Origin of the sequence: Paraflavitalea devenefica, from assembly GCF_011759375.1 — a bacterium.
Classification (GTDB): Bacteria; Bacteroidota; Bacteroidia; order Chitinophagales; family Chitinophagaceae; genus Paraflavitalea; species Paraflavitalea devenefica.
In genome coordinates, this window is record NZ_JAARML010000001.1 from 2,328,452 (window position 1) to 2,341,942 (window position 13,491).

Annotated in this window: 11 protein-coding genes; 6 read left to right on the plus strand and 5 right to left on the minus strand. The window is 48.4% G+C overall.

Annotated elements, in window-relative coordinates; genetic code table 11:
* Positions 1-120: 120 nt before the first annotated feature.
* Positions 121-3,105, plus strand: a complete 2,985-nt coding sequence (locus HB364_RS09405) for a PQQ-dependent sugar dehydrogenase (RefSeq protein ID WP_167287628.1) — start codon at positions 121-123, stop codon at positions 3,103-3,105.
* A 91-nt stretch (positions 3,106-3,196) separates the two neighbouring features.
* Here HB364_RS09405 and lpxB read toward each other — a convergent pair whose 3' ends face one another.
* From lpxB to HB364_RS09425, 4 genes are all read right to left on the minus strand, one after another.
* On the minus strand, positions 3,197-4,378 hold the full coding sequence (lpxB, locus tag HB364_RS09410) for a lipid-A-disaccharide synthase (RefSeq protein ID WP_167287629.1): 1,182 nt from the start codon (positions 4,376-4,378) through the stop codon (positions 3,197-3,199).
* A 287-nt stretch (positions 4,379-4,665) separates the two neighbouring features.
* The gene (locus HB364_RS09415; protein ID WP_167287630.1) at positions 4,666-4,974 is read right to left on the minus strand and encodes a hypothetical protein; all 309 of its coding nucleotides are present in this window, start codon (positions 4,972-4,974) and stop codon (positions 4,666-4,668) included.
* Positions 4,962-5,747 (minus strand): 5'/3'-nucleotidase SurE, encoded by a 786-nt coding sequence (surE, locus tag HB364_RS09420; RefSeq protein WP_167287631.1) that lies wholly within the window; start codon positions 5,745-5,747, stop codon positions 4,962-4,964. The genes HB364_RS09415 and surE overlap by 13 nt, the downstream gene beginning before the upstream one ends.
* A 150-nt stretch (positions 5,748-5,897) precedes the next feature.
* On the minus strand, positions 5,898-6,575 hold the full coding sequence (locus tag HB364_RS09425; protein ID WP_167287632.1) for an NAD-dependent epimerase/dehydratase family protein: 678 nt from the start codon (positions 6,573-6,575) through the stop codon (positions 5,898-5,900).
* A gap of 204 nt (positions 6,576-6,779) precedes the next feature.
* Between HB364_RS09425 and atpG the strand changes: the two genes are divergently transcribed.
* From atpG to lysA, 3 genes are all read left to right on the plus strand, one after another.
* Complete coding sequence (gene atpG / locus HB364_RS09430; protein WP_167287633.1) at positions 6,780-7,661, plus strand: ATP synthase F1 subunit gamma; 882 nt, start codon at positions 6,780-6,782, stop codon at positions 7,659-7,661.
* Between the two features lie 94 nt (positions 7,662-7,755).
* Positions 7,756-8,805, plus strand: coding sequence for an SMC-Scp complex subunit ScpB (scpB, locus tag HB364_RS09435; RefSeq protein WP_167287634.1), 1,050 nt, complete (start codon positions 7,756-7,758; stop codon positions 8,803-8,805).
* A gap of 89 nt (positions 8,806-8,894) precedes the next feature.
* Entirely contained in the window at positions 8,895-10,109 is a 1,215-nt protein-coding gene (gene lysA / locus HB364_RS09440) for a diaminopimelate decarboxylase (RefSeq protein ID WP_167287635.1), read from the plus strand.
* 146 nt (positions 10,110-10,255) lie between these two features.
* Here the strand turns inward: lysA and HB364_RS09445 are convergent, their stop codons facing one another.
* The gene (locus HB364_RS09445; protein ID WP_167287636.1) at positions 10,256-10,834 is read right to left on the minus strand and encodes a hypothetical protein; all 579 of its coding nucleotides are present in this window, start codon (positions 10,832-10,834) and stop codon (positions 10,256-10,258) included.
* Between the two features lie 429 nt (positions 10,835-11,263).
* Between HB364_RS09445 and HB364_RS09450 the strand changes: the two genes are divergently transcribed.
* Positions 11,264-12,865, plus strand: coding sequence for a C1 family peptidase (locus HB364_RS09450; protein WP_167287637.1), 1,602 nt, complete (start codon positions 11,264-11,266; stop codon positions 12,863-12,865).
* 66 nt (positions 12,866-12,931) lie between these two features.
* Positions 12,932-13,384, plus strand: a complete 453-nt coding sequence (locus tag HB364_RS09455) for a DUF4442 domain-containing protein (protein ID WP_246228371.1) — start codon at positions 12,932-12,934, stop codon at positions 13,382-13,384.
* The last annotated feature ends 107 nt before the right edge of the window (positions 13,385-13,491 follow it).

Consider the following 13,491-nt stretch of genomic DNA (forward strand, 5'->3'; position numbering starts at 1 on the left):
CTCATCCTGATATCCCTTGCATTACACAGGCTATCTATAATCTAAGTCCAACTGGATTACCTCCGGGACATTGCTTCCTCATTTTTACCATCAAAAGTACGTTCATTAAAATCGTCTGTCATGAAGACTTTGTACAAATTGTTATTGGTCTTAGTGGTACCCTTGTGCTCTATCAACCAGCTATCTGCCCAATCCTTTCCTGCCGGTTTCCAGGCCATCCGGATTGCGACCGGCATCAACTCCACCGACATGAAATTTTCGCCGGATGGCCAGTACCTCTTTATCACCGATAAAGGGGGTAAGGTTTTCCTGGTGGAAAATGATGTATTGCTCACTACGCCTATTCTTAACATAGCGGGTGTGATCAATACCGACGGTGAAAGAGGGTTAACGCACGTGGCTGTTGATCCTCAGTTTGCTACCAATCATTATGTATACCTGTATTACACCGTCAATGCATCCGGTAATAATAAGTTCAACCGGGTCAGCCGTTTTACTTTCAATACCGTTAGCAAAACATTGAGCGGGGAGACCATATTGATCAACCTGGACCTCATGACAGGCTCTATCCATGTGGGCGGCGCCCTGAACTTTGGCATTGATGGAAAGCTCTATATCAGTACCGGCGAAACCAGTAATCCTGTGTTTTCGCAAAGCTTCAGCAGCCTGCTCGGAAAAGTGCTGCGTATCAATAAAGACGGCACCATTCCTACCGACAATCCTTTTTATAATGTGCTCACAGGTAATTACCGGTTAATTTATGCACGTGGTATGCGCAATCCTTTTTCTGCGGACATACATCCGGTAACCGGCCGTTATTTTATAGGCGATGTAGGACAGGATACCTGGGAAGAGATCAATGATATTAAAGCCGGCAGAAACTATGGCTGGGCTACTGTAGAGGGAATGCTGCAGACCGGGACCACACCACCGGCCGATTATGAAGATCCTATCCTGGTGTACCACCATGATGAAGGGTGCGCCATTGTAGGGGCGGCTTTCTACGCGCCGGCACAGGTAGCTTTTCCCCAGCAGTACATCAACAAATTCTTCTACAGCGATTATTGTAATAACGCCATCCGGATGATCAATCCCGATACATTGGCCAATGCGCCGGTAATTTTTGGCTCCGGTCTCAACAGGCCGGTGGCATTTGCTGTGAAGCCTTCCGGTGAATTCTATTACCTGGAGCGGAGCGGTTCTCCGTTTGAGACACAGAGCACAGATGGCGCCCTGTGGAAAGTGGTATATACCGGTTCCCTGGCGCCGGTTATTGGAGCTAACCCGCAAACACAAATAGTAACTGTGGGCGACAGCGCCAACTTCACGGTAGTGGCCAATGGGCTGGACCTTTCCTACCAATGGCTGCGTGGTGGCGCCGACATACCCGGCGCTGACCAGCCACTGTTGACCTTACATAATTTACAGCTAACGGATAGCGGCGCTTTATTTTCCTGCCGGGTTACCAATGATCACGGTACGGTTACCAGCAACCAGGCTATGTTGAAAGTGACTGCCCGCCAGCCGCCAACGCCGGTGATCACATTGCCAGCAGACGGCACTACCTATGTGGCCAACAGTACGCTCAACTATAGCGGCTCAGCTACCGATGGAGTGGAAGGGCCATTGGGCGCTGATCGCCTTACCTGGAAAATAGACTTCCACCACGATACCCATTTCCATCCCGGGCTCGATCCTACATCTGGCGTTGCCGGCGGTTCTTATTTTGTCCCGGGCAATATTGAAGTATCTGATACGGTATGGTACCGCATCTATCTTACTGCCACTAATGACCTGGGGCTTAAAAAGACCGTTTACCGGGAAGTGTATCCCCAAAAAGTTACCCTGCATGTCAGGTCGCTTACGGCCGGCCGTGCCGTAGCCATTCCTGTCAATATGGATGGCACCATTACACCACCGCAGGTAGACAAGCCAAGTGTAAAAGGCGTGATCAGGAACATCACTGCCCAGGCTACCTATGTGCTGGCAGATACCTTGTTCACCTTTATAGGCTGGGGTAATGGCAACACCAATCCGGCTCTTACCATCACTACGCCCAATACTGATACTACTATCACGGCGATCTATGAAAAAACAGCCACCTATACCGGTGCGGGCCTCACCGCCGAATACCGGAATGGCGATAATTTTAACGGAGCAGCCGGGCTGGTCCGTGTAGACCCTACCGTTGATTTCAGTTGGACCGGAGCTCCGGCCACTGGTTTCGGTACCGATAACTGGACCGTGCGCTGGGATGGATATGTACAGCCAAGAACTTCGGGCTTGTATACCTTCTATGTGGCCAATAAAGTAAGCTATACCAGGTTGTATATTGAGAACCTGACCACGCCTAAGATCAACAGGTGGCCGCCAACACAGCCGGCAGAAGAGGAGACCTATGATATGGCATTGACAGCGGGGACCAAATACCGCGTACGGCTGGAGTTCTGGGCCAACTATGGCAATGCTGCCAGTCCCTCTACTGTTTCCCTGAAATGGAGTGGCCCCAACGTGCTCAAACAGGTAATACCGATGTCTTCCATGTTCAGCATGGAATCCGCATTGCCTGTACTGTTCACCAGCTTCACCGTGAAACCACGCGATGGTCAGCTATTGCTGAACTGGGAAGTGGAAGACCTGGGCAACGTAAAAAGCTATGCTATAGAAAGGCGTAAAGCGGGCAGCGCTGTCTTTGAAACCCTTGCGTTTGTCAACACTACCGGCAGTAAAAAATACAGCTTTGCCGATGAGGCTGTTACTGTTAATACCCTGTATGAATACCGCATCAGGCAGGAAGACCTGGACGGCAGGAACACCTATTCGCCCTCCAGGATGGGACGTTTGAGCGGTCATACCAATTTCGATTATACCATCCTGCCCAACCCGGTAAGAGAGGGTAAACAGGTGCAACTGTTATTTACCCAATCCATTGGCAAGGCTGAGGTACAACTCGTTTCGCCGGGCGGCAAACTGTTGCTTCAAAAGCGGATTACGACAACTGGTCAAACGTACAATCTGCCACTTATAGAAATTCCTTCAGGCGCTTATTACATAAAAGTGATACAGGAAGATAATGTAGTGGTGAAGAAGCTGCTGATACAATAACACCGTTATCAATCAATACAAAAAGGCGGGCTACCCAGGGGCGGCCCGCCTTTTTTATGTCGTGTAAATTCGTGTAATTGGTGGCAATAAATTAACCCTGCAGGAACCGTACAATGCTGGCCGCTGCTTTGGCCGATGCATGGCCGCCCTCTCCCAGCAGTTGCTTCAAAGCTTTATAATCGGCTGCCAGTTGCTGCCGGCGGCCGGGATTGTGTAATAATTCATTCAGTTCATGCCGGAGATTCTCAGGGGTAAGATCATGCTGGATCAATTCTTTCACCACCAGCTTATCCATAATGAGGTTAACCAGTGAAATATATTTGACTTTGACCAGCCTTTTGGCGATCTGGTACGAAACATTGCTGCCTTTATAACATACTACTTCGGGTACACCGAAGAGGGCTGTTTCCAGCGTGGCGGTACCCGATGTTACCAGGGCGGCATCAGACTGCAGCAGCAGGGTATAGGTTTTTCCGCTTACAGCCGAAACATTGGGATAGCCCTGCAGCAAGCCGTCATAAAACGCATCTTCCTGTCCCGGCGCTTTGGCCACCACAAACTGCAGGTCTGGAAAATACTTGCTGGCCTCCAGCATAACCGGCAGCTTCTTCAGTATCTCCTGTTTTCTGCTGCCCGGCAGTAACGCCACAATGGGTTTCCCGGAGGATGCTTGATCGCTATTAGTCAACGACTCTGATTGCTCCGAAGGAGTCCTTTCGGACCGATTGCCGACTGCCGATTGCCGATTCACGATTGCCGATTGCCGTTCTTCCACTACCTCTACCAGCGGATGGCCTACATATTCCACCTCCCAGTTCCATTTATTGCGGTAATAATCTTTCTCAAAGGGTAAGATTACCAGCATCTTGTCAATGCAGGTTTTCATCTTCTTCACCCGGTTCTCCTTCCAGGCCCATACCTGCGGTGAGATATAATAAATCACGGTAATGCCCTGCTTTTTCGCCCATTCAGCAATACGCAGGTTAAAACCGGGATAGTCGATCAGGATCAGGGTATCGGGCCTGAACTGTAAGATATCTTCCTTGCAGAACTTCAGGTTGCGCAAGATCGTGCCCAGGTTCTTTACCACTTCCAGGAAACCCATAAAGGCCAGCTCCCGGTAATGCTTGACCAGCTCAGCGCCTGCCGCCTGCATCAGGTCGCCACCCCAGCAACGGATAGTGGCAGCCTGGTTCAGCTTTTTCAACTCCTTAATAAGATTACTTCCGTGCAGGTCGCCCGAAGCCTCACCGGCTATAATATAATAACGCATATCCTTCTTGGCATTTCGGCTGCAAAGTAACTAAAAGAAGTCAGTGGCCTGAAAACGTAGCCGGAGTGCAGTCTGCACGCGGGTTTTCCCCTTAAGACTTGCACTGAAAGGCTATCAACCTTGCACTGGAAGGGTATGCTTAGTGTGCTTAGCCTATACCATATTGGTGCCATACGTGTAGGGAATTTACACAGAATCAGTACTATATGGGTACTATTCAGGTAGCCTGCCAATAGGGCCAGTGCACTTATTAGTACTATAAACCGGACCTTTATGCCTCGTTGCCTTTACAAAACAAACTTCAGCAGCAACGCCGCAATGGCGTAGATCAGGGTAATGGCGAAGATCCCCTTGGCCGTTTTATCACGGTGGGTATTAATGTAGAAAGTAAAGAGGGCAATATTCAGGATCAGGCAGGGAACAGAAATGGCCGTTATCTGGCCTTTATTCCGGGCCACAAATGTGAAGAAATCGCTAACGCTATGGAGCGGGTAAAACTTTACAAAATAATAAACTACCAGGCTAATCAGGGGGGCTATAAAGCCGAGCAGCATGCCAAAGCGGAGATTGTCTTTCTTGAGCATTAGAATTTCCACATTTTTTGGAGTTTGTCCCTTAGAACGTAATTAGTCAGATCAAATTGTACAGGCACCAGGCTTACATAATTATTTTCCAATGCCCATACGTCCGTATCCTTTCCCTTGTCGAAATTCACGAACTCACCCGTCAACCAATAATACTTCCGGCCATTTGGATCATTACGTTCCACAAAATCTTCCTCATACTTGGCATAAGCCTGCCGGCAAATGCGGATACCTTTGATCAGTGATTCCTCTACAGCAGGTATATTCACATTCAGTACCGTATGCTTATCGGTCTTCTTCTTCAGCATCTGCTCCACAATAATACGGGCATACTTGCGCGATGCATCGAAATTGGCCTCAATACTATGGTCCAGCAATGAAAAGCCAATGGAAGGTATACTTTCAATCGCCGCTTCCACGGCGGCGGACATGGTGCCGGAATAAATGACATTAATGGAATGATTGGCCCCGTGGTTAATACCGCTGATGCAGAGGTCGGGCTTCCGGTGCAGTACCTTGTCTACTGCCAGCTTCACACAATCCACCGGTGTGCCGGTACACTGATAAGCTTCAATACCATCAAAATGCTGAACAGGGGTAAGGCGTAAAGGTTGTCCGATAGTAATGGCATGACCCATGCCTGATTGCGGTTTATCGGGGGCTACTACTACGATCTTTCCCAGGTCTCTTACAGCTTCTACCAGGTTACGTATGCCGGGGGCAGTAACGCCATCATCATTCGTGACCAGGATAACAGGTTCTTCTTTTTTCTTCGCTTTGGCCATAGATTTCGTTGAACAAGTAACAAAAGTGCTAAATATTTCCTTCAGCACAAAAAGAAAGAAAGGCTGCTGTAAACGGGAAGGAGCCGGTAAGAGCGGCAATGGTATAAATTACGGGCAGGGATAAACTTTAGGTCATAAGAATAGTCCTAATCAGGCCGGCTGAAACCGGAAATGGGTAGTGTTTAGCTGTTTAATATCGGGTACCGTATACAGGGCGGAAGTAACCGGTGCATTCTTGATGGCATAGACCAGGGAGGCAATCATCTGGTCAATAGTGACCAGTCCCTGCTGGCGGGCCATTTCGCGGGTGGCGGGAAACAGGGAGGCCAGCCGGTACAGCGGTAGCAGTATGATGGGCCACCAGTGACCGGGGCCCAGTACATACCAGGGGCGGATGATAGAGCAGGGGATCCCTGTACCCTTCACCAGCTTTTCTCCCATGCTGCGGACCAACTGGTAATCTTTCATCAGGTGGCTGGGGTATTGGCTCACACTCACATATACAAAATGCCGCACATGTGCCTGCACGGCGGCAATGGCTGCCTCCCGTACCGATACACCGTCAATTTCGCGGAATTCTTCTTTCTTGCGGGGAGAAGGGTGGGGAACACCCACCAGGTGGATGAAAACAGCCCGGTCGGGTATCTTGTCCTGGTAACTGGTGGCTTCCAGTGCATTGCCATAAACAGCTTCACACCCGTGAGGTAATTTGTGGGCTGACTCCTTGCGGATCAAGGCTTTAATCTCATAATGGCCATCCTGTAGCAGGGCCTTGATAAGCCGTTTTCCAATGTACCCGGTACCCCCGGTAATAAAGATCTTCGTCACAGCAGATAGTTTATAATAAGTATACGTAACTAGGTAGGGCGGCGGTTTTATCCCGGGGTCCTGTTTTTCTCCCCCACGCAGTGCGGAATTTTCCACAGCGGGATGGAAATCCGGGCGCTATACGCTACCTTTGCCGCCGATTTAAAAAGGGTTCTGTTTTAACAGAAACAGGCTCTAAACAGCAAACTTTTCAACCCTCCATACATGGCAGGTCAATTAAAAGAAGTTCGTAACAGGATCAAGTCGGTACAGAATACACAGCAGATCACAAAAGCCATGAAAATGGTGAGTGCTGCCAAATTGCGTAAAGCACAGGATGCCATCATCCAGATGCGCCCCTATGCCCGCAAACTGCAGGAAGTATTGAGCAATATCGTAAGCAGTGCAGATGGTGAAGTAGGGATCAGCCTGGCCGTGGAAAGACCCGTTGAAAAAGTATTGCTCATCGTTATTACCAGCGACCGTGGTTTATGTGGCGCCTACAATGCCAATATTATCAAGCTGGCCAAAAGCGCCATTGCTGAAAAATATACTGCACAGGCTGCCAAAGGCAATGTGCACATCTGGAACATCGGTAAAAAAGGCTTTGAGCACTTCCTCAAAAATAAATACAAGGCCGATGAAACCTTCAAAGATATCTTCCTGCACCTCACTTTCGAAAACGTACAGGCCTGTGCACAGGCAGCGGTAAAAGCATTTGAAAGCGGTCAGTTTGATGTGGTAGAACTGGTATACAGCGAATTTAAAAACGCTGCCACCCAGTACTTTACCCTGGAGCGTTTCCTGCCTATCCCCAAAGTACAGCAAAAGGAAGGCGCTAAAAAGAGTGACTTCATCTTTGAACCTTCCCAGCAGGAGCTCATTGCAGAACTGATGCCGAAGATCCTGAACACCCAACTGTTCAAGGCGGTATTGGATGCACATGCTTCCGAACATGGCGCCCGCATGACCGCCATGGATAAGGCTACGGAAAATGCCAATGAATTATTAAAGAACCTCAAGATATCTTACAACCGTGCCCGTCAGGCTGCGATCACTACCGAGCTCACAGAAATCGTGAGTGGTGCTGCTGCCCTGCAGGGTTAATCAAGTTTATTGTTTGTAGTTTGTCCGAAGGATTCCTTTGGAGTGGTTTTACCCGATTACAGCAACCATAAACCAGCAATCATAAACTGCCAGTATGGAAATAGGACATCTTATACCACATATTGAAGCCCTCATCTTTGCGAGTGACAAGCCACTGACGGCCCTGGAGCTTACCGAGCTTATCAACAATGCTTTTGGCTTCATGGAAGATAAGATCGTACTGGATCAGGTGGAATCTGCTTTGGAAGGCATTGTAGAAAAATACAAGTCAGAATTTTATCCCTTTGAAGTACGGGAAAGCGGCGGTGGCTGGCAGTTCCTTACCAAGAGAGATTACCATAAAACAGTAGCCCAGCTCAACGGTGATAAATTCCTTAAACGGTTATCCACTGCGGCGCTGGAAGCACTCTCCATCATAGCCTACAAGCAACCCGTTACAAAAGCGGAGATTGAAGCCATCCGCGGCGTAAGCAGTGACTATGCCATCCAGAAATTACTGGAAAAAGAGCTCATCGTCATCACTGGCCGCAACGAAAAAATGCCCGGTCACCCCCTGGTATACGGTACTTCCAAGAACTTCATGGATTATTTCGGCATCAACACTGCCGAAGACCTGCCCAAGCTCAAGGAAGTATTTGATGAAGCCATGGTCAATGCCACCAATGTAAATGATGCCATTGCCGAACAGGCCAGCCACGAAGCAGCCGGTAATACGGCAGCGGGCGACCGTACAGATGATGATGCCATCGTGATGGTAGTGGGTGAGAACGGGGAATTGATAGAAGGCGCAACTGGTCACGGGCACCTCAATGGTGAAGCTGTTGACTTTGTATCCGCCGGGGAAACAAATGAGGAAGAAAGCGGGGAAGAAGGAACAGAAACAACTGCCGGAGAAGAGCTGATCGTAGAACACATAGTTATAGAAGAAATTGAGGAAGACCCGGGTCCGGACTCTCCTGAAGAGGAGGAGGGCGAAGAAGAAGAAAACGGAGAGGATGACGACGAAGAGCTGGAAGGCGAAGACCTGGAAGAAGAAAACGAAAATGGTGATGAGGAAGAAGAGAATGACCTGGAAGAAGAGGAAGACAATGAGGGAGAGGATGATGAGGAAGGTGAAGACGACGGTAAAAAAGACAGACGCTGATACCGCCTTTATTTGAGAGATAGTTTTTTGAGATACAAAATGTCACAGCATGGGCTGTGACATTTTTTTTACCAGTATATTCGCAACCTATGTCACAGCAACTCACTAAAGCATATTTGGCCCAACTGGCAGCCGAATTCGGCACCCCCCTTTACGTTTACCACGCAGAAAAGATAAAGGAGCAATACCAGAAACTCACCACTGCTTTCCGTAAAAGTGATACTGTTTTCTTTTATGCCTGTAAGGCATTGACCAATATTAATATCCTTAAATATATATGTTCACTAGGCGCCAATGTAGACTGCAGTTCTATCAATGAGGCAAAACTGGCCCTGTATGCCGGCTTCCCGCCGGAGCGTATCCTCTACACCTCCAATGGCATTGCCTTCAGTGAAATTGCGGAGGCGAAAGAGCTCGGCATCATCATCAACATTGACAGCCTTTCCAACCTCGACAAATTTGGCCAGCAGTACGGCCACTCCTATCCGGTAGGGCTTCGCCTGCGCCCCAATATCATGGCGGGCGGCAACCTCAAAATATCTACCGGTCACGATAAAAGTAAATTCGGTATCCCTGTAGATCAGATAGACCAGATACTGGCGATCGTAAAAAAACACAACCTGCGCATCAGCGACCTGCACATTCATACCGGCAGCGAGATAAAGGACGTAGATGTTTTTGTAAAAGGTATTGAAGTGCTGTTCGACATTGTGCCGCAGTTTAAGGAACTGGAATTTATTGACCTTGGTGGCGGCTTCAAAGTGCCTTACCAGGACGGCGATGTGGAAACGGATATCAACCTGCTGGCGGAAAAAGTAGGAGCAGCATTCGCCAGTCATCCCAATCCCGGCGGAAGGCCTTTACAGGTTTGGTTCGAGCCTGGTAAATTCCTGGTGAGTGAATGTGGTTACTTCGTTACCCAGGTCAATGTAATGAAACAAACCTCTGCAGCTACCTTCGTCAGTGTAGACAGCGGGTTCAATCACCTCATTCGTCCTATGTTCTATGATGCGTATCATCATATAGAGAACATCAGCAATCCCGGTAGAGCACCAAAAAAATACTCCGTAGTAGGTAACATCTGCGAAACAGATACGTTCGCCTGGGACCGCACGCTCAATGAAGTGCGGGAAGGTGATTACCTGGTATTCCGTAATGCCGGCGCCTACGGTTTTGAAATGTCATCCAACTTCAACTCCCGTTATAAGCCTGCTGAAGTGCTGGTGATAGATGGTAAAGCGCATCTTATCCGTAAGCGTGATGAATTCAACGATCTCCTGAGGAACCAGGTCCAGGTATTATAATTGGTCATTGAGGATTGGACATTGATCATTGAGTATTGGGCATTGAACATCTTCGTCCTTCAAATAAAAAACGGGTCTTTACACTACAGTAAAGGCCCGTTCCTGTTTTCTATATATACTGATCCTTCAGCTTTCAGACTTCGACCTCATCCTATGTACGTATAATCAATACTGATACCTCTCAGTAAGCGTACATCTTTATCACTCGGTTTGCCTGTTCCGTAAACTTCAATAAAGTACAGGTACTTATCTTTGATCAGGCCACCTGCATCAAAGTGATCAATGAACTTGGATACAAAATCATCGGGCGGTAAAGTTGCCGGTGGCAGGAAGTCGATCGTTACTTCCACTTCACCACTGGGGCAATGGTGGTCAATGCTTTTCTTCAGAATAAAGAACTGCATATCTTCAGCGCTGGTGTTCTTATAATATACCGTTACTGATTTCATAACAGCATTTACCGGTAAAGGAAGTGCTGCTACCAGGGCAGTGCCCGGAACCAGTGTCTGGCGGCCTTCCTGGAAGTGATCTATAAAGCCCAGGCTGCTTTCGGCGGGAAAGAAAAAACGGGAATCAACATACAATACATGCGATCCTTTATCTCTTAATATAGGAGCTGGCTTAAGGCCTTTGGGCGAGACCTTCAGGGCTTTTTTGGGTGCAGCAGCTTTAGGAGGTGGCCCCTTCTTCACTGCTTTTTTAGAGGTTTTCTTTTTTAGAGCCATGGTACATTTTTTAAGGTTATTTGGTACAAATGCAGCGGCAAGTTACCTCCTTTGGGGTATGCGTAAAATACCACGATGTGGTAAAAATAGTCGCCAATGCTTGTAGACTTTCACGTATGCATGGTAAAAACCACTCACTTGTTCTCCATATTCCTCGTTGCCTGGATGCCTTTTTGCCTCGTTGCCTCTTAACCTTTTTCCTTTTTCAAATCCACCCCGTCTATTTCTTCGTATATCCTAACATAGCGTATTACGGAATTAATGATCTTTACTGCTGGGTTTTCAAAAGAGCTGCGCGTTTTGTGTAGCTCTTTTTTATCAACCCTAAGTGCTACCCACTCACCACTACGCACTCACTTATTTATTATTTTCTTCATGTACCTTTTATGATTTCTTGGTACTTTTAAATATAGAACCAAAACTTTCCCTATGCCAATACGTATGGTAGATGATCCACAGGATCAACAAGATAGTGGTAATGACAACGATGGCGGTGGTGGTCGTTCCAATTTTCCCGGTGGCGGCGGTGGTGGCGGATTACTGGGCCTTTTGCCTTTATTACTGGGACTCTTTCGTGGTAAGGGCCTCCTGCTTTTACTGGTTATTGGCGTGGGTGCTTATTTCCTGTTGGGACGTGGCGGCGGCTGTAACCTCCAGCAGATCGCCCAGCTTGCCACGGGTGGGATACTGGATCCACGCCAGTTTGAAAAGGCGAGTATCTACGAACCCCTTGCAGAAGACGATACCAAAAATCCTTTGCCGGAAAGTGCCAACCTGCAAAAATTTGCTCCGGCAGTAGGTAATCAGGGACAGCAGGGTAGCTGTGTGGCCTGGAGTAGTGCTTATGGCGCCCGCACCATTCTTGAGTCAGCCCGCACCAACGAGCCGGCCAATAACCTGCGCTTTAGTCCTGCTTTCCTCTATAACCAGATTGGCCTGCAGGGATGCCAGGGCTCTTACATCATCCGGGCCATGGAATACATGACCCAGCAGGGCGCTGTCGAATATGATAAATTTCCTTATACCGACCAGGATTGTACGACCCCGCCCAGTGAACAGCTAAAACAGGAAGCCGGAAAATATAAAATGCATGGCTTTAACCGCCTTTCCCGTGGCGACCGTACAGATGTCATTGACACGCGTGCCATCAAGGAAAACCTCTCGCAGGGAGCGCCGGTCGTCATCGGTATGATGGTAGGGCCCAGCTTCATGCAGCCCATGGCAGGCAGAGACCTGTGGGAACCTGAACCCGGCGATCAGCAGCAAATGGGCTTTGGAGGCCATGCCATGTGTGTGGTAGGCTATGACGACCGTAAGTATGGGGGCGCTTTCCTGATCATGAATAGCTGGGGACCCGAATGGGGCAACAATGGTTTTGCCTGGGTGCGTTATGGTGATTTCAGAACATATGTGCGCGAAGCTTACGGACTGGAACCAATGGCCAAAACTGGCGCTGCAGCCAACCAGCCTTTTGAATGTGAAATAGGACTGGTGCCTGTACAGGAAGAGAATGGCAAAATGGTGCCCAAAGGATACGTACCCCTGCGCCTTGCCGGTAATAATGTTTTTGAGACCACCTCCCCCCTGCAGCCCGGCAGCCGGTTTAAAATAGAAGTGAAGAATACTACCGAGTGCTACATCTATGTATTTGGCAAGGAAACCGATGGCACCAGCTATACCCTGTTTCCCTATCCCAGCAAAGACGATCCGAAGAAAACAAAATATGCCCCTTTTTGTGGTATTACCGGGTACAGGCTTTTCCCGAAGGACAAGAGCATGACGCCCGATAGCATCGGTAACCGGGATGTAATGGCCGTAGTGGTGAGTAAAGAACCATTGGACTGGTATGTCCTCAATGAACAGATCAGCCGTAACCCGCAATCGGATTATGCGACACGGCTGAATACGGCTTTATCGGGACGGCTTATCAGGAACGTGCGTTTTGATAATACCAGCAAGGGTACCATGCATTTTAATGCCGGCGGCGAAGAAAACAAAGTGGTAGCCACTATTGTAGAAATAACCAAATAAAAAGCCTGCTCACTATTCACCCTCACAACTTTCCATTTGATGTCCGCACAAACATTCATACAGCTCATGAAGCATCCTGTCAAAAGCAGGATCTTCCTGTTCACTAAACTGCCTGCGGCCTTCTTTTCCGGCGTACGGATATGGGATGTGAGTGAACAGCAATGTATGGTAACTGTACCGTACAAATGGTTTTCACAAAACCCGTTCCGGTCTACCTACTTTGCCTGTCTGGCCATGGCCGCCGAACTTTCCACTGGTTCGCTGGCCATGCTGCATCTATACAAGCGAACGCCGGCTGTATCCATGCTCATTGTCAAAATGGAGGCCGTATACGTTAAAAAGGCTACGGGAGTCACTACATTCACCTGTGCCGATGGAATGGCGTTGAGAGAGGCCATTGAAAAAGCGGTAACCATGGGGCTGCCACAATCTTTTACAGCCCGTGCTTCCGGGGTCAATGAACAGGGCGAATCAGTAGCGGAATTTCTGTTTACCTGGTCCTTCAGGGCCCGCAGTTAATCAATTGCAAATTGAACATTGCGCATTTAAAAAACATTGTACATTCAGGGAGTAAGCAATAAAGAAGTAAAACCGCAGAGAAGAACACGAAACATTAAACACGAAAC